This is a genomic window from Pseudomonas sp. 18-147 (assembly GCF_051048045.1).
Taxonomy (GTDB): Bacteria; Pseudomonadota; Gammaproteobacteria; order Pseudomonadales; family Pseudomonadaceae; genus Pseudomonas; species Pseudomonas aeruginosa.
On the sequence record NZ_CP182296.1, the window covers coordinates 5606355 to 5632525 of the forward strand.

At 64.8% G+C, this 26171-nt stretch carries 21 protein-coding genes; 14 read left to right on the plus strand and 7 right to left on the minus strand.

The genetic code is table 11. The annotated features are described in order from the left end of the window. Positions 1–46 precede the first annotated feature (46 nt). The 14 genes from ACM0M4_RS26600 (at position 47) to ACM0M4_RS26665 (ending at position 18652) form a co-directional block, all read left to right on the plus strand. The gene (locus tag ACM0M4_RS26600) at positions 47–223 is read left to right on the plus strand and encodes a hypothetical protein (protein ID WP_003095129.1); all 177 of its coding nucleotides are present in this window, start codon (positions 47–49) and stop codon (positions 221–223) included. Then, a complete protein-coding gene (gene cbrA / locus ACM0M4_RS26605) occupies positions 207–3158 on the plus strand; it encodes a two-component system sensor histidine kinase CbrA (RefSeq protein ID WP_003095132.1) in 2952 nt (983 codons plus the stop codon). The genes ACM0M4_RS26600 and cbrA overlap by 17 nt, the downstream gene beginning before the upstream one ends. Before the next feature lie 26 nt (positions 3159–3184). Beyond that, entirely contained in the window at positions 3185–4621 is a 1437-nt protein-coding gene (gene cbrB / locus ACM0M4_RS26610) for a two-component system response regulator CbrB (protein ID WP_003123502.1), read from the plus strand. A 900-nt stretch (positions 4622–5521) separates the two neighbouring features. Then, complete coding sequence (locus ACM0M4_RS26615; RefSeq protein WP_003095142.1) at positions 5522–6925, plus strand: polynucleotide adenylyltransferase PcnB; 1404 nt, start codon at positions 5522–5524, stop codon at positions 6923–6925. Beyond that, positions 6922–7410, plus strand: a complete 489-nt coding sequence (gene folK, locus ACM0M4_RS26620) for a 2-amino-4-hydroxy-6-hydroxymethyldihydropteridine diphosphokinase (protein ID WP_003095144.1) — start codon at positions 6922–6924, stop codon at positions 7408–7410. Before ACM0M4_RS26615 ends, folK begins: the two co-directional genes overlap by 4 nt. A gap of 249 nt (positions 7411–7659) precedes the next feature. Continuing rightward, positions 7660–8460 carry a 3-methyl-2-oxobutanoate hydroxymethyltransferase gene (gene panB, locus ACM0M4_RS26625; protein ID WP_003095147.1) on the plus strand — a complete coding sequence of 267 codons (801 nt, stop codon included), beginning with the start codon at positions 7660–7662 and terminating at the stop codon, positions 8458–8460. Beyond that, on the plus strand, positions 8457–9308 hold the full coding sequence (panC, locus tag ACM0M4_RS26630; RefSeq protein WP_023115750.1) for a pantoate--beta-alanine ligase: 852 nt from the start codon (positions 8457–8459) through the stop codon (positions 9306–9308). Before panB ends, panC begins: the two co-directional genes overlap by 4 nt. Before the next feature lie 93 nt (positions 9309–9401). Further along, positions 9402–9782, plus strand: a complete 381-nt coding sequence (gene panD, locus ACM0M4_RS26635; protein WP_003095150.1) for an aspartate 1-decarboxylase — start codon at positions 9402–9404, stop codon at positions 9780–9782. 89 nt (positions 9783–9871) lie between these two features. Then, positions 9872–11536 carry a glucose-6-phosphate isomerase gene (gene pgi / locus ACM0M4_RS26640; protein WP_054375646.1) on the plus strand — a complete coding sequence of 555 codons (1665 nt, stop codon included), beginning with the start codon at positions 9872–9874 and terminating at the stop codon, positions 11534–11536. Between the two features lie 193 nt (positions 11537–11729). Beyond that, a complete protein-coding gene (gene acs / locus ACM0M4_RS26645; protein WP_003095161.1) occupies positions 11730–13667 on the plus strand; it encodes an acetate--CoA ligase in 1938 nt (645 codons plus the stop codon). A gap of 97 nt (positions 13668–13764) precedes the next feature. Then, positions 13765–14646, plus strand: coding sequence for an oxygenase MpaB family protein (locus ACM0M4_RS26650; RefSeq protein ID WP_003113910.1), 882 nt, complete (start codon positions 13765–13767; stop codon positions 14644–14646). 124 nt (positions 14647–14770) lie between these two features. Beyond that, positions 14771–18043, plus strand: a complete 3273-nt coding sequence (locus tag ACM0M4_RS26655; RefSeq protein ID WP_023129128.1) for a DUF748 domain-containing protein — start codon at positions 14771–14773, stop codon at positions 18041–18043. 4 nt (positions 18044–18047) lie between these two features. Further along, positions 18048–18341 (plus strand): DUF2845 domain-containing protein, encoded by a 294-nt coding sequence (locus tag ACM0M4_RS26660; RefSeq protein WP_003109317.1) that lies wholly within the window; start codon positions 18048–18050, stop codon positions 18339–18341. After that, positions 18338–18652, plus strand: coding sequence for a DUF2845 domain-containing protein (locus ACM0M4_RS26665; protein WP_003100526.1), 315 nt, complete (start codon positions 18338–18340; stop codon positions 18650–18652). The genes ACM0M4_RS26660 and ACM0M4_RS26665 overlap by 4 nt, the downstream gene beginning before the upstream one ends. Positions 18653–18711: 59 nt before the next feature. Here ACM0M4_RS26665 and ACM0M4_RS26670 read toward each other — a convergent pair whose 3' ends face one another. The 7 genes from ACM0M4_RS26670 to infB all read right to left on the minus strand — a co-directional run bounded on the left by ACM0M4_RS26670 (position 18712) and on the right by infB (position 26154). Further along, positions 18712–18909 carry a CsbD family protein gene (locus ACM0M4_RS26670; RefSeq protein ID WP_003095174.1) on the minus strand — a complete coding sequence of 66 codons (198 nt, stop codon included), beginning with the start codon at positions 18907–18909 and terminating at the stop codon, positions 18712–18714. A gap of 49 nt (positions 18910–18958) precedes the next feature. Further along, on the minus strand, positions 18959–19303 hold the full coding sequence (locus ACM0M4_RS26675) for a BON domain-containing protein (RefSeq protein WP_003095177.1): 345 nt from the start codon (positions 19301–19303) through the stop codon (positions 18959–18961). Positions 19304–19575: 272 nt separating this feature from the next. Then, complete coding sequence (pnp, locus tag ACM0M4_RS26680) at positions 19576–21681, minus strand: polyribonucleotide nucleotidyltransferase (RefSeq protein WP_003095181.1); 2106 nt, start codon at positions 21679–21681, stop codon at positions 19576–19578. Positions 21682–21854: 173 nt separating this feature from the next. Continuing rightward, entirely contained in the window at positions 21855–22124 is a 270-nt protein-coding gene (gene rpsO / locus ACM0M4_RS26685) for a 30S ribosomal protein S15 (protein WP_003095184.1), read from the minus strand. A 95-nt stretch (positions 22125–22219) separates the two neighbouring features. Beyond that, positions 22220–23134 (minus strand): tRNA pseudouridine(55) synthase TruB, encoded by a 915-nt coding sequence (gene truB, locus ACM0M4_RS26690; protein ID WP_003100522.1) that lies wholly within the window; start codon positions 23132–23134, stop codon positions 22220–22222. A gap of 2 nt (positions 23135–23136) precedes the next feature. After that, the gene (rbfA, locus tag ACM0M4_RS26695; protein WP_003100519.1) at positions 23137–23529 is read right to left on the minus strand and encodes a 30S ribosome-binding factor RbfA; all 393 of its coding nucleotides are present in this window, start codon (positions 23527–23529) and stop codon (positions 23137–23139) included. Positions 23530–23631: 102 nt separating this feature from the next. Then, positions 23632–26154: a translation initiation factor IF-2 gene (gene infB, locus ACM0M4_RS26700; RefSeq protein WP_115288890.1), complete on the minus strand. Its 2523-nt coding sequence runs from the start codon at positions 26152–26154 to the stop codon at positions 23632–23634. Positions 26155–26171 lie beyond the last annotated feature (17 nt).

Consider the following 26171-nt stretch of genomic DNA (forward strand, 5'->3'; position numbering starts at 1 on the left):
CCACCCGCAGCCTGTAGCCTGCCGGCCCAAGCATGAGGGAAGCGGCATGTACATCTACCGACTGGTCCTGCTCCTGGTCGTGGGCATCTATCTCTTTTCCCCCGCCATCATGGACTGGTGGATCGACCCCAACGGCGCCTGGTACCGCCCGTACCTGCTGTGGCTGATCCTCATCGTGGTCACTTTCATCCTGCAGAGCCAGCGCGATGCTGACGAGCTTTAGCCTGACCCAGCTGATCCTGATCAGCGTCGCCTACCTCTCCACCCTCTTCGGCATCGCCTGGATCACCGAGCGCGGCTACGTGCCGCGCCGGCTGGTACGCCATCCGCTGGTCTACACCCTGTCGCTGGGCGTCTACGCCAGTGCCTGGGCGTTCTACGGCACGGTAGGCCTGGCCTACCAGTACGGCTACGGGTTCCTCGCCATCTACCTGGGGATTTCCGGGGCCTTCCTGCTCGCCCCGGTGCTGCTCTATCCGATCCTGCGGGTGACACGCGCCTACCAGCTGTCCTCGCTGGCCGACCTCTTCGCCTTCCGTTTCCGCAGTACCTGGGCCGGCGCCCTGACCACGCTGTTCATGCTGATCGGCGTGCTGCCGATGCTGGCCCTGCAGATCCAGGCGGTCACCGACTCGATCAGCATTCTCACCCGCGACCCGGCCCAGGAGCGGGTCGCATTCGTCTTCTGCACCCTGATCACCCTGTTCGCGATCCTCTTCGGCGCTCGCCACATCGCCACCCGCGAACGCCACGAGGGACTGGTGTTCGCCATCGCCTTCGAGTCGCTGGTCAAGCTGGTGATGCTCGGCAGTATCGGCCTCTACGCCCTGTACGGCGTCTTCGGCGGGCCGGAAGGCCTGGAAGTCTGGCTGCTGCAGAACCAGACCGCGCTGACCACCCTGCACACGCCGCTGGCCGAGGGTCCATGGCGAACGCTGCTGCTGGTATTCTTCGCCGCGGCCATCGTGATGCCGCACATGTTCCACATGATCTTCACCGAGAACCTCAACCCGCGCGCGCTGATTTCCGCCAGTTGGGGCCTGCCGCTGTTCCTGCTGCTGATGAGCCTTGCGGTACCGCCGATCCTCTGGGCCGGGCTGCGCCTCGGCGCCTCGACCACACCGGAGTACTACACCATCGGCCTCGGCCTGGCGGTGGACAGCCCGGCCCTGGCCCTGGCCGCCTTTATCGGCGGCATCTCCGCCGCCAGCGGGCTGACTATCGTGATGACCCTGGCGCTCTCGGGAATGGTCCTCAACCACCTGGTGCTGCCGCTCTACCAGCCGCCGGCGCAGGGCAACATCTACCGCTGGCTGAAATGGACCCGGCGCCTGCTGATCGTCGCCATCATCATGGCCAGCTACGCCTTCTACCTGCTGCTGGGCGCCGAACAGGACCTCTCCAACCTGGGCATAGTGTCCTTCGTCGCCACCCTGCAATTCCTTCCCGGCGCCCTCTCGGTGCTGTACTGGCCGACCGCCAACCGCCGTGGCTTCATCTCCGGGCTGATCGCCGGCATGCTGGTCTGGGCGATCACCATGCTGCTGCCCCTGATGGGGAACGTACAGGGCCTGTACCTGCCGCTGTTCGACGTGATCTACGTGCTGGACGATTCGAACTGGCACCTGGCGGCGCTGTCCTCGCTGGCGGCCAACGTGCTGGTATTCACCCTGGTGTCGCTGTTCACCGAGGCCAGCGACGAGGAAAAAGGCGCCGCCGAGGCCTGCGCGGTGGACAACGTACGCCGTCCGCAACGCCGCGAACTGTTCGCCGGTTCGCCGCAGGAGTTCGCCAGCCAGTTGGCCAAGCCGCTGGGCGCCAAGACCGCGCAGAAGGAGGTCGAGCAGGCCCTGCGCGATCTCCACCTGCCCTTCGACGAACGTCGCCCCTATGCCCTGCGTCGCTTGCGCGACCGCATCGAGGCGAACCTTTCCGGGCTGATGGGACCCAGTGTCGCCCAGGACATCGTGGAGACCTTCCTTCCCTACAAGACCAGCGAAGAAAGCTACGTCACCGAGGACATCCACTTCATCGAGAGCCGCCTGGAGGACTATCACTCCCGGCTGACTGGCCTGGCTGCCGAACTCGACACCTTGCGCCGCTACCACCGGCAGACCCTGCAAGACCTGCCGATGGGCGTCTGCTCCCTGGCCAAGGACCAGGAAGTGCTGATGTGGAACCGCGCCATCGAGGAACTCACCGGGGTCGGCGCGCAGAAGGTCGTCGGTTCGCGCCTGTCGGCCTTGCCCGAACCCTGGAAGGGCCTGCTGGAACGTTTCATCGACGCCCCCGACGAGCACCTGCACAAGCAGCGCCTGGTCTACGACGGCCACACCCGCTGGCTGAACCTGCACAAGGCGGCCATCGAGGAACCCCTGGCGCCGGGCAACAGCGGCCTGGTGCTACTGGTGGAAGACCTCACCGAAACCCAACTGTTGGAAGACAAGCTGGTCCACTCCGAGCGCCTGGCTTCCATCGGCCGCCTTGCCGCCGGGGTGGCCCACGAGATCGGCAATCCGATCACCGGCATCGCCTGCCTGGCGCAGAACCTGCGCGAGGAACGCGAAGGCGACGGCGAGCTGACCGAAATCAGCGAGCAGATCCTCGACCAGACCAAGCGCGTATCGCGCATCGTCCAGTCGTTGATGAGCTTCGCCCACTCCGGCAGCCACCTGCAGGCCCTGGAACCGGTGTGCCTGAGCGAAGTCGCCCAGGAGGCCATCGGACTGCTGTCGCTGAACCGGCGTAGCGTCGAAGTAGAGTTCTTCAACCTCTGCGATCCGGCGCACTGGGTCGAGGGAGACTCACAGCGCCTGGCCCAGGTGCTGATCAACCTGCTCTCCAATGCTCGCGACGCCAGCCCGCCGGGCGGCGCGATCCGAGTCCGCAGCGAAGCCTCGGAACATACCGTGGACCTGGTCGTCGAGGACGAGGGCAGCGGCATTCCGAAGGCGATCATGGACCAGTTGTTCGAACCGTTCTTCACCACCAAGGACCCCGGCAAGGGGACCGGGCTCGGCCTCGCACTGGTCTATTCGATCGTGGAAGAGCATTATGGACAGATAACCATCGAGAGCCCGACGGATCACCAGCGAGAAGGCGGCACCCGCTTCCGCGTGACCCTGCCGCGGCACCCTGGCCCGACGGCCGAGCTGTAGACGAGCACGTCGAGAGAGCTGAATACATGGCACATATTCTGATCGTCGAAGACGAAACCATTATCCGATCTGCATTGCGACGCCTGCTGGAGCGCAACCAGTACCAGGTCAGCGAAGCCGGCTCGGTGCAGGAAGCCCAGGAGCGCTACACCATCCCCTCCTTCGACATGGTGGTCAGCGACCTGCGCCTGCCGGGCGCCCCCGGCACCGAACTGATCAAGCTCGCCGAAGGCATTCCGGTGCTGATCATGACCAGCTACGCCAGCCTGCGTTCGGCGGTGGATTCGATGAAGATGGGCGCGGTGGACTACATCGCCAAGCCTTTCGACCACGACGAAATGCTCCAGGCCGTGGCGCGCATCCTCAAGGACCGCCAGGAGAACCGCAGCGCGGCTCCGGTCTCCGCCAACGGCGGCAAGGCCGGCGGCGAGCGCGGCGCCAGCCCGGCGGCAGCCGACGGCGAGATAGGCATCATCGGCTCCTGTGCGCCGATGCAAGAGCTGTACAGCAAGATTCGCAAGGTCGCGCCGACCGACTCCACGGTACTGATCCAGGGCGAGTCCGGCACCGGCAAGGAACTGGTCGCCCGCGCCCTGCACAACCTGTCGAAGCGCGCCAAGGCGCCGCTGATCTCGGTGAACTGTGCGGCGATTCCGGAAACCCTGATCGAATCCGAGCTGTTCGGCCATGAAAAAGGCGCCTTCACCGGTGCCAGCGCCGGGCGCGCCGGGCTGGTCGAAGCGGCCGACGGCGGCACCCTGTTCCTCGACGAGATCGGCGAACTGCCGCTGGAGGCCCAGGCCCGCCTGCTGCGCGTATTGCAGGAAGGCGAGATCCGCCGGGTCGGCTCGGTGCAATCGCAGAAGGTCGACGTGCGCCTGATCGCCGCCACCCACCGCGACCTGAAGACCCTGGCCAAGACCGGGCAATTCCGCGAAGACCTCTATTACCGCCTGCATGTGATCTCGCTGAAGCTGCCCGCCCTGCGCGAGCGTGGCAACGACGTGATGGAGATCGCCCGCGCCTTTCTGGCTCGCCAGTGCACCCGGATGGGGCGCGCGTCGCTCAGCTTCGCCCACGACGCCGAACAGGCGATCCGCCATTACCCATGGCCGGGCAACGTGCGCGAACTGGAAAACGCCATCGAGCGGGCGGTGATCCTCAGCGAGAGCCAGGAAATCCACGCCGACCTGCTGGGTATCGACATCGAGCTGGACGACCTCGAGGACGACTTCGCCGCCGACCTCGGCCTCGGCCCGGCGGGCGCCGCGGCCAGCAACCACGAGCCCACCGAGGACCTTTCGCTGGAAGACTACTTCCAGCACTTCGTCCTCGAGCACCAGGACCACATGACCGAGACCGAGCTGGCCCGCAAGCTGGGCATCAGCCGCAAATGCCTGTGGGAACGCCGCCAGCGCCTGGGCATTCCGCGGCGTAAATCAGGGGCCTCGGCCGACTCGTAACACCCTGCAACCTGTTACCGCGGACGTACCGCGTAACAGAAACCGGGTTCATCGGTAACGGGAACCCGGTTTTTTTGTGCCCTCCGCCGACCCACCGAAAACCTCAACCCCTTGATTTTACTGGGTTTCGAAAAACTGGCACGGCATCTGCTTATGTATTGGCACAACAACAATAACAAGCAACGACGAAGACAATAAAAACAACACGTAACGACTCCAGCACAACAAAAACAAAATCGCGGAGGCGCAGCTAACTGATTCTTTTGGAGAGGAGTTGCTGTCGGGACCCGTCCCGCAGCCAGTCGGAAGAAGAATAAAACTGCCTTGAGGCAGCGCACAGACTGGTTGGATCGCTCGACGATCATGGCAGCATCAGCGACCAAAGCAATCCGTTTGCTATTGAACTCCCAGCCTGGGAGATATCCCTGAAGCGACTGGCTCAAGGGACGGGTCGACAAACAAAAACAACAAGCCCGAAATCATAATAAAAACAAAGCACGCACCTACTTGGGGGGGAGCTTCGGCTCCCCCAGTAGCTTCACCCCCTCCCTCCGTTTTCCCCGTTTTTCCTTCGCCTTACACCATTTCCCCATCCAATGCTAGAATCCGCGCAGACTATGCGGCCATCCGCATGCCTTGCCAGATTCACCGCAGCCTTCCCGGCCCTCTCCCGCTTCGCGGGAACAGGATGTACGGCCCCTGTTCGTTTCTGTCAGGATGCATGGCGCAGTCGGTTCCGGCGCCCGGGACGCCCTGTGCGTCGCGGGGCCAAACATTCAACGGGTACAGAACACGCCTCGCCCGAGAGGTCCTGATAATGCCGCAGCATTACCCGACGTCCGTCCTGTTTGAGCAACGCAGGCGTGCAATCACCCACATCGTGCTCCCGATAACACATCCATGCTGAAAAAGCTGATCCAGACCATTCGTTCCCCCCTGCGCCGTCCGCGCGCCGTCCGTACAACCCCGGAAGTCATCGGTAACAACCAGCACTCCCTGCGCCGGGACCAGTTCAGCCGGAACGCCGTCAAGGTCGTCGAGATCCTCCAGCGGGCCGGCTACCAGGCCTACGTGGTCGGGGGCTGCGTACGCGACCAGATGCTCGGCATCGCTCCCAAGGACTTCGATGTCGCCACCAGCGCCACGCCGGAGCAGGTCCGCGCCGAATTCCGCAACGCGCGGATCATCGGCCGCCGCTTCAAACTGGTACACGTGCACTTCGGCCGCGAGATCATCGAGGTCGCCACCTTCCGCGCCCATCATCCGGAAGGCCAGGACGATGGCGATAGCCGCGCGTCCAGCAACGAAAGCGGCCGCATCCTGCGCGACAACGTCTATGGCAGCCTGGAAGACGACGCCCAGCGCCGTGACTTCACCATCAATGCCCTGTACTTCGACGTCACCAGCGAGCGGCTGCTGGACTACGCCAATGGCGTTCACGACATCCGCAATCGCCTGATCCGCCTGATCGGTGATCCGGAGCAGCGTTATCTGGAAGACCCGGTGCGGATGCTGCGGGCGGTACGTTTCGCCGCCAAGCTCGACTTCGAGATCGAGAAGCACAGCGCCGCGCCGATTCGCCGGCTGGCCCCGCTGCTGCGGGAAATCCCTTCGGCGCGCCTGTTCGACGAGGTGCTCAAGCTGTTCCTCGCCGGCCGGGCCGAGCGCACTTTCGAACTGCTGGTCGAGTACGAACTGTTCGCGCCGCTGTTCCCGGCCAGCGCCAAGGCACTGCAGGCCAACCCCGACTACACCGGCAAGCTGATCCGCCAGGCCCTGGCCAATACCGATGCGCGCATTCGCCAGGGCAAGCCGGTAACCCCGGCCTTCCTCTTCGCCGCGCTGCTCTGGCCGGCCCTGCCGGCGCGCGTCGCGCAGTTGCAGGAGAAAGGCATGCCGGCTATCCCGGCGATGCAGGAAGCCGCCCACGAACTGATCAGCGAACAGTGCCAGCGGATTGCCATTCCCAAGCGTTTCACCCTGCCGATCCGCGAGATCTGGGATATGCAGGAACGTCTGCCGCGACGCCAGGGCAAGCGCGCCGACCTGCTCCTGGAAAACCCTCGCTTCCGCGCCGGCTACGACTTCCTCCTGCTGCGCGAAAGTGCCGGCGAGGAAACCGAAGGACTCGGCCAATGGTGGACCGATTACCAGGAAGTCAGCGACAGCGAGCGGCGCAACATGATCCGCGACCTGGTCAGCCAGGAAGACGGCAGCGCCCCGCGCAAGCGTCGCCGCGGCGGCAACAGCGGCCGTCGGCGCCGCGGGCCGCGCAAGGAAGGCAGCGGCGGAAGCGGCGAATGATCCAGCGCGTCTACGTGGCGCTGGGCAGCAACCTGGCCGAACCGCGCGAGCAGATCCAGGCTGCCCTCGATGCCTTCGAGCGGCTTCCCGAGACCCGCCTGGTCGCCGTCTCGCCGCTCTATATCAGCGACCCGCTCGGCCCCGCCGACCAGCCGCGCTTCGTCAACGGCGTGGCGGCCCTCGACACCAACCTGGCGCCGCTCGACCTGCTCGACGCCCTGCAGGCCATCGAACTGGAACAGGGGCGCGTCCGCGACCTGCGCTGGGGTCCGCGCACGCTCGACCTGGACATCCTGCTGTTCGGCGAACAATTGCTCGACCTGCCGCGCCTGAAGGTGCCGCACTACCACATGCAGGCGCGCGCTTTCGTGCTCTATCCCCTCGCCGATCTCGCCCCCGACCTGCGCCTGCCCGATGGCCGCCACCTGCCGGAGCTGCTCGCGGCCTGTCCGTTCGAGGGCATCGAACGCCTTCCGGGCGCCTGACCCTGCCTGCCCGCCGCTGCGCGGATACCTCGCGGCGGGCTCTTCACACTGTTACCGAAAAGCTGACGAAGGACGCCGCGGATGGGCGTACACTGCGCGCGCAACCGCAGGCGGCGCGGCGTTCGGCAGTGGCAGTAACGCCGTAACAATGCGGTAACACCTGCAATTGACTTCGAGCCACCCCATCCGGACTATAAGTGGCCGTTTGCCCCGCGCCGGCTCATCACCGGCCCAACGAGGAGCCTTTCCATGCCTGATGTAACCCTGACCACCCTGCAAGGGTTGAAGCAGAGCGGCGAGAAGATCGCCATGCTGACCTGCTACGACGCCACCTTCGCCCACACCGCCAGCCAGGCCGGCGTGGACGTGCTTCTGGTCGGAGATTCGCTCGGAATGGTATTGCAGGGTCACGACAGCACCCTGCCGGTCAGCAACGAGGAAATGGCCTATCACACGGCCTGCGTGAAACGCGGTAACAAAGGTTCCCTGATCGTCACCGACCTGGCCTTCGAATCCAGCCATTCCGTGGCCCAGACCCTTGCCGACGCGGTCCGCCTGATGCAGGCCGGCGCACACATGGTCAAGCTGGAGGGTGGGGCCTGGCTGGCGGAGCCGATCGCCCGCCTGGCACAGATGGGCGTGCCGGTCTGCGCGCATCTCGGCCTGACCCCGCAGGCGGTCAACCTGTTCGGCGGCTTCAAGGTCCAGGGCCGCCAGGAAACCCAGGCGCGCCAGTTGCGCGCCGATGCCATCGCGCTGGAGCAGGCCGGCGCCGCCATGCTGCTGCTGGAGTGCGTGCCCAGCGTGCTGGCCGAAGAGATCACCCAGGCGGTGAAGATCCCGGTGATCGGGATTGGCGCCGGTGCGGCGACCGATGGCCAGGTGCTGGTCATGCACGACATGCTCGGTCTCTCGCTGACCGGCCGCTCGCCCAAGTTCGTCAAGGATTTCATGCAAGGCCAGGAGAGCATCCCGGCCGCCATCGCGGCCTATGTCCGCGCCGTCAAGGACGTGTCCTTCCCCGCCGCCGAACACGGATTCAACGCATGAACACCGTCAAGACCGTCCGTGAACTGCGCGCCGCGGTGGCGCGCGCCCGCAGCGAAGGCAAGCGCATCGGCTTCGTGCCGACCATGGGCAACCTCCACGCCGGCCATGCCGCGCTGGTAAAGAAAGCCGGCGAACGCGCCGACTTCGTGGTCGTCAGCATCTTCGTCAACCCGCTGCAATTCGGCCCCAGCGAAGACCTCGACAAATACCCGCGGACCCTCGCAGCCGACCAGGAACGCCTGCTCGAAGCCGGCTGCCACCTGCTGTTCACCCCGACCGTCGAGGAAATGTACCCCGACGGCATGGACGGGCAGACCCGCATCCATGTTCCCCGCGTCTCCGAAGGCCTTTGCGGCGCCAGTCGTCCCGGCCATTTCGAAGGCGTGGCGACCGTGGTCAGCAAGCTGCTGAACATGGTCCAGCCGGACCTCGCGCTGTTCGGCGAAAAGGATTTCCAGCAGTTGGCGGTGATCCGCAAGCTGGTCCGCGACCTCAACCTGCCAGTGCAGATCTTCGGCGAGCCGACGGTGCGTGCCGCCGATGGCCTGGCGTTGTCCTCGCGCAACGGTTACCTCGACGAGCAGCAGCGCGCCGCCGCCCCGGCGATCTACCGCACCCTGCGGCAGCTCGGCGAACGCATCCGCGCCGGCGCCGAGGACTTCCCGGCATTGCTCGCCGACGCCCGCCAGGCCCTGGAACAGGCCGGGCTGCGCCCCGACTACCTGGAAATCCGCGAGCCGATCAGCCTGCGCCCCGGGGTACCCGGCGACCGCCAACTGGTGATCCTGGTCGCCGCCTACCTGGGCAGTACGCGGCTGATCGACAACCTCTCAGTCCACCTCGATTGACGCATGCCGAGCCCCCGGTTCTCGGGGGCTTGAGCGCTCACCACGGACTCGCCATACTCTGCCGCCCCCCGCGGACCCGATAGGAGTCGCCCCATGCACGCCATAATGCTCAAAGCCAAGTTGCATCGCGCCGAAGTCACCCATGCCGTCCTCGACTACGAAGGCTCCTGCGCCATCGACGGCGATTGGCTGGACCTCTCCGGAATCCGCGAGTACGAACAGATCCAGATCTACAACGTCGACAACGGCGAGCGCTTCACCACCTATGCGATCCGCGCCGAGAACGGCTCGAAGATGATCTCGGTGAACGGCGCCGCGGCACACAAGGCCAAGGTCGGCGACCGCGTGATCATCTGCGCCTACGCACACTACAGCGAAGCCGAACTGGCCAGCCACAAGCCGCGCATGCTGTACATGGCGCCGGGCAACCAGCTCAGCCATACCAGCGAGGCGATTCCGATACAGGTCGCCTGACCTCGCCCCCTCTGGATAAAGCCCGGTTTCATCCGGGCTTTTTCATGTTCAAATAAGTGCGCCATCGAATTCCAACCAGAAGGTCAGCCATGAAGCACCACCTCACTCCGCTGGATGCCACGCAACTCGACAGTTGGCGCGCCCTGGCCGCCCATCGCCAGGAACTGCAGGACTTCAGGATGCGCCAGGCGTTCATCGACGATCCGGAGCGCTTCAAGCGGTTTTCCTTCAGCGCCTGTGGGCTGTTCCTCGACTTTTCGAAGAACCTGATTCGCCAGGACACCATCGACCTGCTGGTGAAGCTGGCCGAGGAAGCACGGCTGAGCGACGCGATCCGGGCGATGTTCGACGGCGAGGCGATCAATGCCTCCGAGCGCCGGCCGGTACTGCATACCGCGCTGCGTCGACCGATCGGCGACAAGGTGCTGGTCGATGGCGTCGACGTGATGCCGGAAGTCCACCGCGTCCTGCACCAGATGACCGAGCTGGTGGGCTACGTGCACAACGGCCTGTGGCGCGGCTATACCGAAAAGCCGATCACCGACGTGGTGAACATCGGCATCGGCGGCTCCTTCCTCGGCCCGCAACTGGTATCCGAAGCCTTGCTGCCGTTCGCCCAGAAAGGCGTGCGCTGCCACTACCTGGCGAACATCGACGGTAGCGAGTTCCATGAACTGGCCAGCCGCCTGAACGCCGAGACCACCCTGTTCATCGTTTCCTCCAAGTCCTTCGGGACCCTGGAAACCCTGAAGAACGCCCAGGCCGCACGCGCCTGGTACCTGGCCCAGGGCGGCACCGAGGAAGAGCTTTACCGCCATTTCATCGCCGTCTCCAGCAACAAGGAAGCCGCGATCGCCTTCGGCATCCGCGAGGAAAACATCTTCCCCATGTGGGACTGGGTCGGCGGCCGCTACTCGCTGTGGTCGGCCATCGGCCTGCCGATCGCCATGTCCATCGGCGTCTCCAACTTCAAGGAACTGCTGTCCGGCGCCTACAACATGGACCAGCATTTCCAGACCGCGCCGTTCGAACGCAACATCCCGGTGCTGCTCGGCCTGCTCGGCGTCTGGTACGGCGACTTCTGGGGCGCGAACAGCCACGCGATCCTGCCCTACGACTACTATCTGCGGAATATCACCGACCACCTGCAACAACTGGACATGGAATCCAACGGCAAGAGCGTGCGCCAGGACGGCACGCCGGTCACCAGCGGCACCGGGCCGGTGATCTGGGGTGGTGTCGGCTGCAACGGCCAGCACGCCTACCATCAGTTGCTGCACCAAGGCACCCAGTTGATCCCGGCGGACTTCATCGTCCCGGTGAGCAGCTACAACCCGGTGGCCGACCATCACCAGTGGCTGTACGCCAACTGCCTGTCGCAGAGCCAGGCGCTGATGCTCGGCAAGAGCCGCGAGGAGGCCGAGGCCGAACTGCGCGCCAAGGGCCTGCCGGAAGCCGAAGTGCAGCGCCTGGCGCCGCACAAGGTGATTCCGGGCAACCGACCGAGCAACACCCTGGTGGTCGAGCGCATCAGCGCCCGCCGCCTCGGCGCGCTGATCGCCATGTACGAGCACAAGGTCTACGTACAGAGCATCCTCTGGGGCATCAACGCCTTCGACCAATGGGGCGTGGAGCTTGGCAAGGAACTCGGCAAGGGTGTCTATTCGCGCCTGGTCGGCAGCGAGGAAACCCCGGCCGAGGACGCCTCGACCCAAGGCCTGATCGACTTCTTCCGCGGCCGCCATCGCGGCTGATCCGCCTCTCCCCAAAGCCCGGCCCTAGGCCGGGCTTTTTCATTCCGTCCGGCGATTGACCCCGGCGCCTTCCCCGCTCGCGCCTTTGGCACTTGAACATGGCTCTCGCCTGGCCCACCCTTGGTCGAACCTGGAGAGGGGCCGCGTGCGGTCTCTCGACACCTTGCGGAGCAGAAAAACAAAGGAAACCGCCATGTTCGAGATCAGCGTCCACCCGGTGCCGGACGCCGTCCGCCAGCGTGCCTACCTGAACGACGACGACTACCAGCGCCTGTACCGCCAATCCGTCGAGAACCCCGACGAGTTCTGGGGCGAGCAGGCCAAGGCCTTCCTCGATTGGTTCAAGCCCTGGCACAGCGTCCACCACGGCGACCTGAGGAAAGGCCAGGCCACCTGGTTCAAGGGCGGCCAGTTGAACGTCGCCTACAACTGCATCGATCGCCACCTGGAACGCCGCGGCGAACAGATCGCGATCGTCTGGGAAGGCGACAACCCCAGCGAATCCGCGCACATCACCTACCGCAAGCTGCACCACAACGTCTGCCGCCTGGCTAACGTGCTGAAGAGCCGCGGCGTGGAAAAGGGCGACCGGGTCTGCATCTACATGCCGATGATTCCCGAGGCCGCCTACGCCATGCTCGCCTGCGCCCGTATCGGGGCGGTGCACTCGGTGGTGTTCGGCGGCTTCTCGCCGGACTCGCTGCGCGACCGCATCCTCGATGCCGACTGCCGCACCGTGATCACCGCCGACGAGGGCGTGCGCGGCGGCAAGTACATCCCGCTGAAGCAGAATGTGGAAAAGGCACTGAAGGACTGCCCGGACGTCTCTACCGTGGTGGTGGTCGAGCGCACCCAGGGCGACATACCCTGGGTCGAAGGCCGCGACATCTGGTACCACGAGGCGCTCCACGCGGCCTCAGCCGACTGCCCGGCGGAAGCGATGGACGCCGAGGACCCGCTGTTCATCCTCTATACCTCCGGCAGCACCGGCAAGCCGAAGGGCGTGTTGCACACCACCGGGGGCTACCTGCTCGGCGCGGCGATGACCCACAAGTACGTGTTCGACTACCACGATGGCGACGTCTACTGGTGCACCGCCGACGTCGGCTGGGTCACCGGACACAGCTATATCGTCTACGGCCCGCTGGCCAACGGTGCCACCACCCTCATGTTCGAGGGCGTGCCCAACTACCCGGACGCCTCGCGCTTCTGGCAGGTAATCGACAAGCACCAGGTGAATATCTTCTACACCGCGCCGACCGCGATCCGCGCGCTGATGCGCGAAGGCGACGCCCCGGTCCGCCAGACCTCGCGCAGCAGCCTGCGCCTGCTCGGCTCGGTGGGCGAGCCGATCAACCCGGAGGCTTGGGAGTGGTACTACCAGGTGGTCGGCGAGAAGCGCTGCCCCATCGTCGATACCTGGTGGCAGACCGAGACCGGCAGCATCCTGATCACCCCGTTGCCCGGCGCCACTGCGCTAAAGCCAGGCTCGGCTACCCGCCCGTTCTTCGGCGTGCAACCCGTGCTGCTCGACGAGAAAGGCAAGGAAATCGACGGCGCGGGCAGCGGCGTACTGGCGATCAAGGCCAGTTGGCCGAGTCAGATCCGCAGCGTCTACGGCGACCACCAGCGGATGATCGACACCTACTTCAAGCCCTACCCCGGGTATTACTTCAGCGGCGACGGCGCGCGCCGCGACGAGGACGGCTACTACTGGATCACCGGCCGGGTCGACGACGTGATCAATGTCTCCGGACACCGGATCGGCACCGCCGAGGTCGAGAGCGCGCTGGTCCTGCACGATGCGGTGGCCGAGGCGGCAGTGGTCGGCTGCCCGCATGACGTGAAGGGCCAGGCCATCTACGCGTTCGTCACCCTGATGGCCGGCAGTCAGCCCAGCGAGGCGCTACAACAGGAATTGCTGGCCCTGGTCGGCAAGGAGATCGGCAGCTTCGCCAAGCCGGATCACCTGCAATGGGCGCCCAGCCTGCCGAAGACCCGCTCCGGCAAGATCATGCGGCGTATCCTGCGCAAGATCGCCTGCAACGAGCTGGACAGTCTCGGCGATACCTCGACCCTGGCCGATCCGGGAGTGGTGCAGGGGTTGATCGACAACCGCCTCAACCGCTGACCCGCGCAACCGTCCCGCCGCCCTGCGGCGCGGGACGGTTCCAGTCTCTCCGGCGCCTGGGTTAAGCTCGTGCCTGCCCTGTCGTAGCGAGCCCCCCATGGAAAGCGTCCGTCGCCATATCGAAAGCCAGGTGCTGAGCCTTACCGGGCTCGCCGTCGGCGGTGTCGACTTCGAGTCGCCGAAAGGCGATCCGGGCCTGTTCGGCCCCGATGCCGCCTGCTGGAAGGTCCACGGCGACTTCAGCAGCATGATGATCGGCGGCATCGGCGCGCTGCTCCTGCAGATGCTCCATCCGCTGGCCCTGGCGGGGGTGTGGGACCACTCCAATTTCCGCGACGACCTGCTCGGGCGCCTGCGTCGCACCGGTCAGTTCATCTCGGCCACCACCTACGGCCCGCTGGCCGATGCCGAGCGACTGATCGAGCGGGTCCGGCGCATCCACGAAAGCGTCATCGGCCAGTTGCCCGACGGCACGCCCTACTCCGCCAGCGACCCGGACCTGCTGACCTGGGTGCATGTCGCCGAGGTCAGCAGCTTTCTCAAGTCCTACCTGCGCTATCTCAATCCCGACCTGCCGGGCAGCGAGCAGGACCGTTACTACTCGGAAATCGCCCTGGTCGCCGAACGCCTCGGCGCCCGCGCGGTACCGCGCGACCGCCAGCAGATCGCCGCCTACCTGGAGGCGATGCGTCCACGCCTGCGTTGCGACGAACGCACCCGCGAAGTGGTGCGGATTCTCTTCAACGCACCAGCGCCCAGCACCCTGGCCAGGCCGTTCGGCGCGCTGATGCTGCGCGCAGGCGCCGAGCTGTTGCCGGAATGGGCCGGATCGATGCTCGACCTCCCGTTCAGTCCGCTACAACGCCGCCTGATCCGCGGCAGCGTCAGGCGCAGCGTACCCTTGCTGCGCTGGGCGGTGCGCAACGCTTCGATGCATCGAGCCTGCCGGCGCATGGGTCTGCCGCCGGTGAGCCACTGAACTTTCGTGCCGTGACAGCAAGAATACCCGTCCAAAGGCTCTGAAACGGCGCGAATCACGGTCGGAACCTTGAGGCCGTGCCATACTCCAACGCACCGCTTAGAACGGAAAACGAAAGAGAGCCATGCCCAAAGGACTGAAACGCGCTGTCAGCGCCCTGCTGATCACCTTCCTCGTCTATTGCCTGCTGGGCTTTCTGCTCATACCCGGCATCGGGCTGCGCGTCGCCAACCAGCAACTGGCGCAATACGCCACCGTCCCCACACGTCTCGAACGTATCGAATTCAACCCCTTCAGCCTGGAATTGACCCTCTGGGGTCTGCGCCTGGGCGAGGAGAAGAACCCCCAGCTCGCCTTCCGCCGGCTGTACGCCAACCTGCAGCTGGACAGCCTGTGGAAACGCCAGCTGCACCTGGCCGACGTCGAGCTGGAAGGTCCGCATACCGAACTGCTGTTCGACGAGAAGGGCCAGCTCAACCTGGCCAGCCTGTTCAGGATCCCGCCGAGCGAAGCGCCCGAGCCTGAACAGCCGAGCGACCCGTTCCCGCTGCGCATCGACCGCATCCAACTGGCCGAGGGCAGCCTGCACTTCCAGGACCTGCGACCGAGCGAGCCGGTGGACTTCAGCTTCGATCCGCTGGGCTTCGAGCTGCACAACCTCAGCACCCTGCCCGACGACGGCGCGAAGATGACCCTGGTCGCCACCGGCCCGAACGGCGGCCGCCTCGACTGGGAAGGCGACCTGACCCTGGTGCCGATCACGTCCAGGGGCCACCTGAGCGTCAAGGATATCCAGCTCAAGGCCTGGTGGCCCTATGTCCGCGACAATGCCCCGCTGGTGCTGGAGAACGGCGTGGTCAGCCTCTCCAGCGACTATCGCCTGGACCTGTCCAAGGACACCCAGCTGCTGCTCGACAAGGCCGCGCTGAAACTCGCCGACTTCAGCATCAATTCGCCTCAGGGCAAGCCGCTGGCCAAGCTCGCCAGCCTCGACGTGGCCGCTACCACCCTGGACCTGGCCAAGCAGGAAGTGGTGCTCGGCGAAGTCCGTAGCCAGGGCCTGGAAGCCTGGGCCGCGCGCGAGAAGGACGGCCAGCTCGACTGGCAGAAACTGTTCGCCGACTTCACTCCGCCGCCACGCAAGGCGCCTGCGCCCAAGCCGGCGGAAAACACCGATCCCGCCGCTGCCCCGGCCGACGCGGCGCAGACCACCCGCGAACCGGCAACCGACGGTGCCGCCAAGGCAGCCGCGATAGCCTCGGGCGAAGCGGGCAAGGACAGGCCGGCGGAGAAGGGCACCAGCGTCGCCGAGACGAAAAGGGCAACGGACGACAAAGAGTCCGCCAAGGCCGCGGAAGGCGGCGCTGCCGATAAAAAAGTAGCCAAGCAAGAGACGAGCGAGGCTCCGAAGACCGGCAAGGCAACCGGGCAGGAAACGGCCAAGACTGCGGAGATCGACAAGGCGGCCAACGACAAGCCGCAACAGCTCGCCGGCACTGCAAAGACGCCTCCGCCGGAAAGTACGAAAGCCGCCGCGGAGACGCCCGCCAAGCCCTGGCACATCGTCCTGCGCGACGCCCAGCTGCGCGGCTACAAGGCGCACCTGGTGGATCGCCAGCCGGCCACCGAGGTCCCGCTGGAAGTCGGCCCGCTGGACCTCGACCTGCAGAACGTCGACAGCCTCGGCAAGACCCCCTTCGACCTCAAGCTCAAGACCGGCCTCGGCAACCGCGGCCAGGTCCAGGCCAGCGGCCAGGTGGTGCTCGACCCGGTCAGCGCCAGGCTCAAGGTCAGTACCCGCGACATCGACCTGCGCGTGGCCCAGGCCTACATCTCGCCGTTCATCCGCCTGGAACTGCGCAGCGGCTTCCTTGGCAGCGAGCTGGCGGTCGACCTGAAGAGCGTCGAGCCGCTGGCCTTCAGCGTCGACGGCAGCGCCGAAGTCAGCCAGTTGCATACCCTGGATACCATCAAGGACCGCGACTTCGTCAAATGGACCAAGCTGACCCTCAACGGCCTCGCCTATCGGCACGAGGACAGCCTGTCGATCCAGAGCGTGTCCTTCGAGGAGCCCTACGCCCGCTTCATCATCAACGAAGATCGCAGCACCAACGTCAGCGAGCTGATCATCCCGCAACCGGCTAGTTCGTCCGGCAAGGCCGCCGCCGAAAGCAAGAACGCGCCGGCGAGCAAGCCGCTGGGCATCCATATCGGCGGCGTACGGATCAACAACGGCTCGGCGAACTTCGCCGACCTGACCCTGATGCCGCCGTTCGGTACCGCCATCCAGCAGCTCAGCGGCGAAGTCGGCACCCTCGACACGCGCAACTCGCAGCCGGCCAAGGTGGACATCAAGGGCAAGGTCGACAAGTACGCACCGGTGACCATCGCCGGCGAACTGGACCCATTCGACCCGCTGAAGAAGCTCGACATCACCACCAGCTTCAAGCGCGTCGAGCTGACCACCCTGACGCCCTATTCCGGCAAGTTCGCCGGCTACCGCATCCGTAAGGGGCGACTCAACCTGGACCTGCACTACCAGATCGAACGTAGCCAACTGAAGGCGGAAAACAAGGTCCTGCTGGAAGGCCTGCAACTCGGCGAGAAGGTCGACAGCCCGGATGCTGTGGACCTGCCGGTGAAGCTGGCGGTAGCCCTGCTCAAGGACACCAAGGGCAACATCGATATCCAGTTGCCGGTGGCCGGTGATCTGAACAACCCGGAGTTCAGCGTCATGCCGATCGTCTGGCAGACCCTGCGCAACCTGGTCCTGCGCGCCGTGCAGGCGCCGTTCAAGTTCATCGCCGGCCTCGCCGCCGGCGGTAACGAGGATCTCGGCACGGTACCCTTCGCCGCGGGCAGCGACGAGCTGACGCCAGAAGCCCAGGCCAACCTCGACAAGCTCGCCGATGCGCTCAAGGAGCGGCCGGCGCTGCGCCTGGAAGTGGAAGGCGTGGCCTCCGCCGCGGCTGACGGTCCCTCGATCGGCGCCAAGCGTCTCGAACTGGAATACCAGAACACCTACTACCGCATGCTCCAGCGTCGCGGCGACAAGGTACCGAGCGACGCCAAGCAACTCGAGGTACCGGAGAACATGCAGGCACCGCTGCTCGAAGGCATCTACCGGACCCGCCTGAAGCAGCAGCCACCGGCCGAGTGGAAAGAACTGGACAGCGACGAGCGCACCGCGAAGATGCGCGAAGCGGTGATCGCTTCCTGGGCCAAGAGCCAGGTGCTGCTGCGCCAGATCGGCCAGGCCCGGGCCACCCGGATCAAGGATTACCTGGTGGAGAAAGGCCAGTTGCCGGATGATCGCATCTACTTGATCGACGTCAGTTTCGCCGAAGGCGAAGACAAGGGTAATGTCGACACCCAATTGCACCTGGATAGCGAGTGATACCTTGCACAAGCGATTCGCCGCCCTCGCGGCCCCTCTGCTCCTCCTCGCCTGCGCTAGCGCGCAGGCCGACACCATGCGTTGCGGCAGCGCGCTGGTCAGCGTCGGCGACCGGGCCTTCGAAGTACAGCAAAAGTGCGGCGATCCGGATCACCGCGACGACGTCGGCTATACCCTGGGCAGCTACGATCGGCGGGAATTCAAGGTCGAGGAGTGGGTGTACGGCCCGCGCAACGGCGTGACCTACATCCTGACGTTCGAAGCCAACAAGCTGAAACGCATCGAGTTCAAGCGTTGAATCGCTCGCTTCCGCGTACCGGCCTGGTGGCGCTGCTGTCCCTGCTGCCATTGGCACATGCGCAGGCCGATTCGCTGCGTTGCGGCAGCCGCCTGGTCAGCACCGGCGACAGCAGCGCCGACGTCCTTGCGCGCTGCGGCGAGCCACGCAGCCGCGACAGCCTGGGTTATCGCGAGGTCGTCGGGGAATGGGGCAAGCGCTACGAGGTCGAGGTCCAGGAATGGGTCTATGGCCCATGGAACGGCATGCTGTATTTCGTCCGTTTCGAGGGCAACCGCCTCAGCGCCATCCAGAGCCGGCGCGGCGACTGAATCCAGCGCCCATGAAAAAGCCCCGCCGGGCAATCCCGGCGGGGCTTCTTTCTACCTGTTCACAGGCGGTCGCTGAAGTCGCGAACTTCCTGTTCGGCCCTTTCCTTGGACCAGCCATAGCGTTCCTGCAGCTTGCCGACCAGGTATTCGGCATGTCCGTCGGCAGCCTGGAGATCGTCGTCGGTCAGATCGCCCCAACGCTCCTTGATCTTGCCGGTGAGTTGCTTCCACTTACCTTTGATCACATCGGAATTCATCGGTCTTCCTCCTGGTGACGAGGGAAAAGGGATCGTTCGGCCCGGGCGCTTACTCGACCGATTTCAGGCCATCGGCGGAAACGGCTTTCACGCCCTTGATGCCCTTGGCGGTCTCGATCGCCAGGTCACGCTCGGCATCGCTCTTCACGTTGCCGGAAAGGGAAACCACACCTTTGTTGGTCTCGACCTTGATATCGACGCCACTGACATTCTTGTTGGCGATCAGGCTGGATTTCACCTTGCTGGTGATCCAGGTATCGGAAACCGCTTCTTCGGTTTTCTGCATAGTGTCGTTGGCCGCCAGGCTGATGGGTTGGGCAGCGAACGCATTGGCCATCGAGAAGCTCAGAGCAGTGGCAGTAGCAGCGGCAATAGCGAGTTTGCTGAATTTCATTGCGGTTTCTCCTATGGATTTCGAAAAACTGCAGCCATTCCTGGCGTCAGTTGCATAGTAGATATCGCAAGCGCTGTGCCAGTTTTCCTCTAAAATAAAATCCTTTAAAAACAATAGGTTAAAAAACAGGTCGGAAGCGAGACGGTTGCAGAATGCCGAATTGGCGATGACAGGGCTTGCAAAATGCAAGGATTCGCCCCCTTCGCCGAGAAGCGTGTCGCGGAAACGAAAACAGGGCCCGAGGGCCCTGTTTTCATCGATCACGACTCGACTTACACGCCGGAAGCTTCGGCGGCAGCCACGTCCTTGATCGACAGCTTGATGCGGCCACGGTTGTCCACGTCGAGCACCAGGACCTTCACTTCCTGGCCTTCCTGCAGCACGTCGGTGACCTTGTCGATGCGCTTGTCGCTGATCTGCGAGATGTGCACCAGGCCGTCCTTGCCCGGCAGGATGTTGACGAAGGCACCGAAGTCGACGATGCGCTCCACCTTGCCGACGTAGATCTTGCCGATCTCGGCTTCCGCGGTGATCGCCAGGACGCGCAGCTTGGCGGCCTCGGCGGCTTCCTTGGTTTCGCCGTAGATCTTCACGCTGCCATCGTCCTCGATGTCGATCGAGGCCTTGGTCTCTTCGCAGATACCACGGATGGTCGCGCCGCCCTTGCCGATGACGTCGCGGATCTTGTCCGAGTCGATCTTCATCTGCAGCATGGTCGGGGCGTTCTCGGACAGCTCGGCGCGCGGCTTGGCGATGACCTGGTTCATCTGGCCGAGGATGTTCAGGCGAGCTTCCAGGGCCTGGCCCAGGGCGATCTCCATGATCTCTTCGGTGATACCGTTGATCTTGATGTCCATCTGCAGGGCGGTGACGCCCTTGTCGGTACCGGCAACCTTGAAGTCCATGTCGCCCAGGTGGTCTTCGTCACCGAGGATGTCGGTCAGGACGGCGAACTTCTCGCCTTCCTTGACCAGGCCCATGGCGATACCGGCGACCGGCGCCTTGACCGGCACACCGGCATCCATCAGCGCCAGGGAGGCGCCGCACACGGAGGCCATCGAGCTGGAACCGTTGGACTCGGTGATCTCGGAAACCACGCGAATGGTGTAGGGGAACTCGTCCTGGGTCGGCAGCATGGCGGCGACGCCACGACGGGCCAGACGGCCATGGCCGATTTCACGACGACCCGGGCTGCCCATGCGGCCGCACTCGCCTACCGAGAACGGCGGGAAGTTGTAGTGCAGCATGAAGGCGTCCTTGCGCTCGCCTTCCAGGGTATCCAGCAACTGGGCATCGCGCGCGGTGCCGAGGGTCGCGACGACCAGGGCCTGGGTTTCGCCACGGGTGAACAGCGCGGAACCGTGGGTCTTGCCGAGCACGCCGACTTCGATGCGCAGCGGACGCACGGTACGGGTGTCACGACCGTCGATACGCGGCTTGCCGTTGACGATGTTCTCGCGAACGGTGCGGTATTCCAGCAGGCCGAATACGTCCTTGACCTCGGAAGCCGGGAACTTGCCCTCTTCCTCGCCGGCGAACAGGGCCACGGCCTGGTCGCGCAGCTCGCCCAGACGGTTGTAGCGGTCCTGCTTGATGGTGATGGTATAGGCCTGGGAGATCGCTTCGCCCAGCTCTGCCTTGATGGCGTTGACCAGCACGGTGTTTTCCGCCGGGGCTTTCCAGTCCCAGGCCGGCTTGCCAGCTTCGGCGGCCAGCTCCTTGACGGCACGGATCACCGCCTGGAACTCGTCGTGGGCGAACAGCACGGCACCGAGCATCTGGTCTTCGGTCAGTTCGTCGGCCTCGGACTCCACCATCAGCACGGCGTCTTCGGTACCGGCCACGACCATGTCGAGGCTGGAACTCTGCAGTTGCTCGTAGGTGGGGTTGAGGATGTAGCCGATTTCCGGATGGAAACCGACGCGGGCGGCGCCGATCGGGCCGGCGAACGGAATGCCGGAGATCGCCAGGGCGGCGGAGGTACCGATCATCGCGGCGATGTCCGGATCGGACTTCTTGTTGGTGGAAACGACGGTGCAGACGACCTGCACTTCATTCATGAAACCTTCGGGGAACAGCGGACGGATCGGACGGTCGATCAGGCGCGAGGTCAGGGTTTCCTTCTCGGAAGGACGTCCTTCACGCTTGAAGAAACCACCGGGGATACGGCCTGCGGCGTAGGTCTTTTCCTGGTAGTGCACGGACAGCGGGAAGAAGTCGCGGCCTTCGGCCGGCGACTTGGCGCCGACCACGGTGACCAGCACGCTGACGTCGTCCATGGTGACCAGTACGGCGCCGGTGGCCTGGCGAGCGATACGGCCGGTCTCGAGAGTGACGGTCGACTGACCGAACTGGAATTGCTTGGTTACCGGGTTCACGGTGTCTTTACCTTCTATGTTGCCTTGGGGGAAATCGGTGGAATGCCGGGAGTCGGACCCGAATCGATTCCTAGAAAGCGCGAAGCTGGAAGCCCGACGCCGATACCCGCCTCGTGTGCGGGTATCGACGCCAGACTTCCAGCTCCTTGCTTCAAGCTGCCGACCGGCGTCGCTTAGCGACGCAGACCCAGACGGCCGATCAGGGCAGTGTAGCGAGACACGTCTTTGCCCTTCAGGTAGTCCAGCAGCTTACGGCGCTGGTTAACCATACGGATCAGACCACGGCGGGAATGGTGATCCTTGCCGTTGGCCTTGAAGTGATCCTGCAGCTTGTTGATGTTGGCGGACAGCAGGGCTACCTGCACTTCCGGGGAACCGGTGTCGCCTTCAGCTTGCTTGTATTCGTTAACGATCTGCGCTTTTTCTTCAACGCTCAGTGCCATGATGGGCTTCCTCTGAGTGAACAGGCCGGGAATCGCTTCCCGTGTTTTAAAAGGAGGAATGACCGTGCCTGCTGACAGCCACCCTCGTATCGGTCTTATGACCGAATCAGTCGACGCGGGGCGATACGCCCGTCGTCGGTCACTTCACCGATACCGATGAAACGACCTGTGTGATCCTGCACCCGCAGCCAGCCGAACTTCGGCGCTTCCGGGGCCCGCACCGGCTGCCCGTGCAGCCAGTAGTACGCACTGTGCTCGGACAACTGCAACACCGGCCAATGCAACAGGCCGCTGTCTTCCGGCATCAGGAATTGGTCCAGCGCTTCCGGACCACCTTCGGCATGCACGCGTTCGAGCGTCTCGAGGGTGATCGCCTGGGCCAGGGCGAACGGCCCGGCCTGGGTCCGCCGCAGTGCCGCGACGTGCGCGCCGCAGCCCAGGACCTGGCCGAGATCTTCCACCAGCGTACGCACGTAGGTGCCTTTGCTGCAGGAAACGGCCAGGGTCGCACAGGGCGGCTCGAAGGAGAGCAAATCCAGGCGCGTAATAGTAACAGAACGCGCCTCGCGCTCCACTACCTCTCCTGCACGGGCGAGCTTGTACAGCGGCTGTCCGTCTTTCTTCAGCGCCGAGTACATCGGCGGCACCTGCTCTATGTCGCCACGGAAGCGCGGCAGGGCCTGTTCGAGATCGTCCCGACCGACGGTCACGTCCCGCTCGGCGAGCAGTTCGCCCTCGGCGTCGCCGGTGGTGGTGGTGATGCCCATGCGCATCACCGTCTCGTAACCCTTGTCGGCATCGAGAAGATACTGGGAGAACTTGGTCGCCTCGCCGAAGCACAGCGGCAGCACCCCGGTGGCCAGCGGGTCGAGGCTGCCGGTGTGGCCGGCCTTCTCGGCATTGAGCAGCCAGCGGACTTTCTGCAGTGCCTGGTTGGAACTCATGCCGCGCGGCTTGTCGAGCACCAGGATGCCGCTGATGGAGCGGCGGATACGCTTCACCTGGGCCACGCTCAGTCCTCGGTCTCGTCGTCGCCGTGGCGGCGGCCGTCTTCGGCCACCGCACGCTCGATCAGCGCCGACAGCTCGGCGCCGCGGCGGATGCTTTCGTCGTAGTGGAAATGCAGTTGCGGCACGCTGCGCAGCTTCATCGACTTGCCCAGCAGCATGCGCAGGTAGCCGGCGGCGTCGTTGAGGATTTCCATGTTCAGGGCGATCTTGCCGGCATCGTCCTGGCCCATGACGGTGATGAACACCTTGGCGTGCGCCACGTCGCGGCTGACCTCGACACCGGTGATGGTGACCAGGCCCAGGCGCGGGTCCTTGATCTCGCGCTGGATCAGTTGAGCCAGTTCGCGTTGCATCTGATCGCCGATACGCTGGGTACGGCTGTAGTCTTTTGCCATTTTTCAACCTGCCTCCAGCGACACCCGGTCACTGGAAAAAAAAGCGACAAACGCCCGGGACAGCTGGAAGCCGGCCCGGGCGCTGTGGTTACGCACTCGCCATCAAAGGCTGCGTGCGACTTCGACCTTCTCGAACACTTCGATCTTGTCGCCGACCTTGACGTCGTTGTAGCTCTTCACGCCGATGCCGCACTCCATGCCGGCACGCACTTCGGCGACGTCGTCCTTGAAGCGACGGAGAGACTCCAGCTCGCCTTCGAAGATGACCACGTCGTCGCGCAGCACGCGGATCGGACGGTTGCGGTGCACCATGCCCTCGGTGACCATGCAGCCGGCGATCGCGCCGAACTTCGGCGAGCGGAACACGTCGCGCACCTCGGCGATGCCCAGGATGTTCTCCCGCAGATCGCTGCCGAGCATGCCGGTCAGGGCCTTCTTGACGTCCTCGATGATGTCGTAGATCACGTTGTAGTAACGCATATCCAGACCTTCGGCTTCGACGATCTTGCGCGCGCCGGCGTCGGCACGCACGTTGAAGCCGAACAGCACCGCGTTGGAAGCCAGCGCCAGGTTGGCGTCGGACTCGGTGATGCCACCGACGCCGCCACCGACCACGCGGACCTGCACTTCGTCGTTGCCCAGGCCGCTGAGCGAGCCTTGCAGAGCCTCGAGCGAACCGCGCACATCGGCCTTGAGGACGATGTTCAGGGTCTTCTTCTCTTCCTGGCCCATGTTCTCGAAGATGTTTTCCAGCTTGCCGGCATGGGCACGCGCCAGTTTCACCTCACGGAACTTGCCTTGACGGAACAGGGCGACTTCGCGGGCCTTCTTCTCGTCGGCGACCACGGTCATCTCGTCACCGGCATCCGGCGTACCGTCCAGGCCGAGGATCTCGACCGGGATCGACGGGCCGGCTTCCTTGATCGGCTTGCCGTTCTCGTCGAGCATGGCGCGGACACGACCGTAGTTGATGCCGACCAGCACCATGTCGCCCTGGCGCAGGGTACCGTCCTGGACCAGCACGGTGGCCACCGGGCCGCGTCCCTTGTCCAGGCGCGACTCGACCACCACGCCACGGCCCGGGGCCGACGGAGTGGCTTTCAGTTCGAGCACTTCCGCCTGCAGCAGGACCGCTTCGAGCAGTTCATCGACGCCAGTACCGAGCTTCGCCGAAACCGGGACGAAGGGAGCGTCGCCGCCCCACTCTTCCGGGATCACGTCGAGAGCGGCCAGGCCGTTCTTGATGTTGTCCGGGTTGGCCTCGGGCTTGTCGATCTTGTTCACCGCGACCACGATCGGCACGCCCGCCGCTTTCGCGTGCTGCACGGCTTCCTGGGTCTGAGGCATGACGCCGTCGTCGGCCGCGACCACCAGGATCACGATGTCGGTCGCCTGGGCGCCACGGGCACGCATCGCGGTGAACGCTGCGTGGCCGGGGGTATCCAGGAAGGTCACCATGCCACGCTCGGTTTCGACGTGGTAGGCACCGATATGCTGGGTGATGCCGCCGGCCTCGCCCGCGGCGACCTTGGCGCGACGGATGTAGTCGAGCAGCGAGGTCTTGCCGTGGTCGACGTGGCCCATGACGGTGACGACCGGCGCGCGGGTGACCGCCTCGCCTTCGAACTTCAGGGACTCGGCCAGTTGTTCTTCCAGCGCGTTCTCGCTGACCAGCTTGACCTTGTGGCCCAGCTCTTCGGCGACCAGTTGGGCGGTCTCCTGGTCCAGGACCTGGTTGATGGTCACCGGGGAGCCCATCTTGAACATGAACTTGACGACTTCGGCACCCTTGACCGACATCTGGGCGGCCAACTCGGCTACGGTGATGGTCTCACCGATGTTCACTTCACGCACGATCGGTCCTGTCGGGTTCTGGAACCCGTGCTGGTTGCGCTTCTTCAGCTTCGACTTGCCACCACGACCGCCGCGACGGTAACCATCGCTTTCCTCGTCGGTGCTGCGTGGAGCCACGCGCGGAGCAGGAACCTTTTCCTTCTCCTTGACCGAGGGACGGTGCTGGGTGTGCTTGCGGTCGCGGCGGTCATCGTCCTCGTCACGCTTGGGCACGCGGCGCGGCTCTTCCTTCTTGCGCTCTTCCACGGCGGCAGGCTTGGCCACCGGTTCGGCAACCGCGACATCCGCCAGCACGGCAGGCTCGGCACTGGCAGTAGCCGCTGCTTCCTGGGCAGCCTTGGCACGCGCAGCTTCCTCGGCCTTGCGCGCTTCCTCTTCGGCACGCTGGCGGGCAGCGGCCTCTTCGGCCTTCAGACGCTCCGCCTCTTCCGCCGCGCGCTGCTCCTCGAGTTCGCGCTGGCGCTCGGCCTCGATCTCGTCGGGGCTGCGCTTGACATAGGTTTTCTTCTTGCGAACTTCGACGCTCACCGTCTTGCTGCCACCCACTTTCAGCGTGGTAGTGGTCTTGCGTTGCAGGGTGATCTTGCGCGGCTCGCTGGCGCGATCGCCATGGCTGCCTTTCAGGTGGGTCAGCAGGGCTTGCTTCTCGCTATCCGTTACAACTTGTTCGGCACTGGTGTGCGGCAGACCTGCGTCACGCATCTGCAGCAGCAGGCGCTCCACCGGTGTGTCGACCACCTGGGCCAGTTCTTTCACCGTGACTTGCGTCATGCACTTCTCTCCTCAGG

Coding starts and splice junctions, on each gene's coding strand:
- cbrA (WP_003095132.1), top strand. CDS start 207: ATGCTGACGAGCTTTAGCCTGACCCAGCTGATCCTGATCAGCGTCGCC.
- rbfA (WP_003100519.1), bottom strand. CDS start 23,529: ATGGCAAAAGACTACAGCCGTACCCAGCGTATCGGCGATCAGATGCAA.
- panD (WP_003095150.1), top strand. CDS start 9,402: ATGCACGCCATAATGCTCAAAGCCAAGTTGCATCGCGCCGAAGTCACC.
- cbrB (WP_003123502.1), top strand. CDS start 3,185: ATGGCACATATTCTGATCGTCGAAGACGAAACCATTATCCGATCTGCA.
- ACM0M4_RS26675 (WP_003095177.1), bottom strand. CDS start 19,303: ATGAAATTCAGCAAACTCGCTATTGCCGCTGCTACTGCCACTGCTCTG.
- ACM0M4_RS26655 (WP_023129128.1), top strand. CDS start 14,771: ATGCCCAAAGGACTGAAACGCGCTGTCAGCGCCCTGCTGATCACCTTC.
- ACM0M4_RS26615 (WP_003095142.1), top strand. CDS start 5,522: ATGCTGAAAAAGCTGATCCAGACCATTCGTTCCCCCCTGCGCCGTCCG.
- pgi (WP_054375646.1), top strand. CDS start 9,872: ATGAAGCACCACCTCACTCCGCTGGATGCCACGCAACTCGACAGTTGG.
- ACM0M4_RS26670 (WP_003095174.1), bottom strand. CDS start 18,909: ATGAATTCCGATGTGATCAAAGGTAAGTGGAAGCAACTCACCGGCAAG.
- acs (WP_003095161.1), top strand. CDS start 11,730: ATGTTCGAGATCAGCGTCCACCCGGTGCCGGACGCCGTCCGCCAGCGT.
- panB (WP_003095147.1), top strand. CDS start 7,660: ATGCCTGATGTAACCCTGACCACCCTGCAAGGGTTGAAGCAGAGCGGC.
- panC (WP_023115750.1), top strand. CDS start 8,457: ATGAACACCGTCAAGACCGTCCGTGAACTGCGCGCCGCGGTGGCGCGC.
- ACM0M4_RS26650 (WP_003113910.1), top strand. CDS start 13,765: ATGGAAAGCGTCCGTCGCCATATCGAAAGCCAGGTGCTGAGCCTTACC.
- rpsO (WP_003095184.1), bottom strand. CDS start 22,124: ATGGCACTGAGCGTTGAAGAAAAAGCGCAGATCGTTAACGAATACAAG.
- infB (WP_115288890.1), bottom strand. CDS start 26,154: ATGACGCAAGTCACGGTGAAAGAACTGGCCCAGGTGGTCGACACACCG.
- folK (WP_003095144.1), top strand. CDS start 6,922: ATGATCCAGCGCGTCTACGTGGCGCTGGGCAGCAACCTGGCCGAACCG.
- ACM0M4_RS26600 (WP_003095129.1), top strand. CDS start 47: ATGTACATCTACCGACTGGTCCTGCTCCTGGTCGTGGGCATCTATCTC.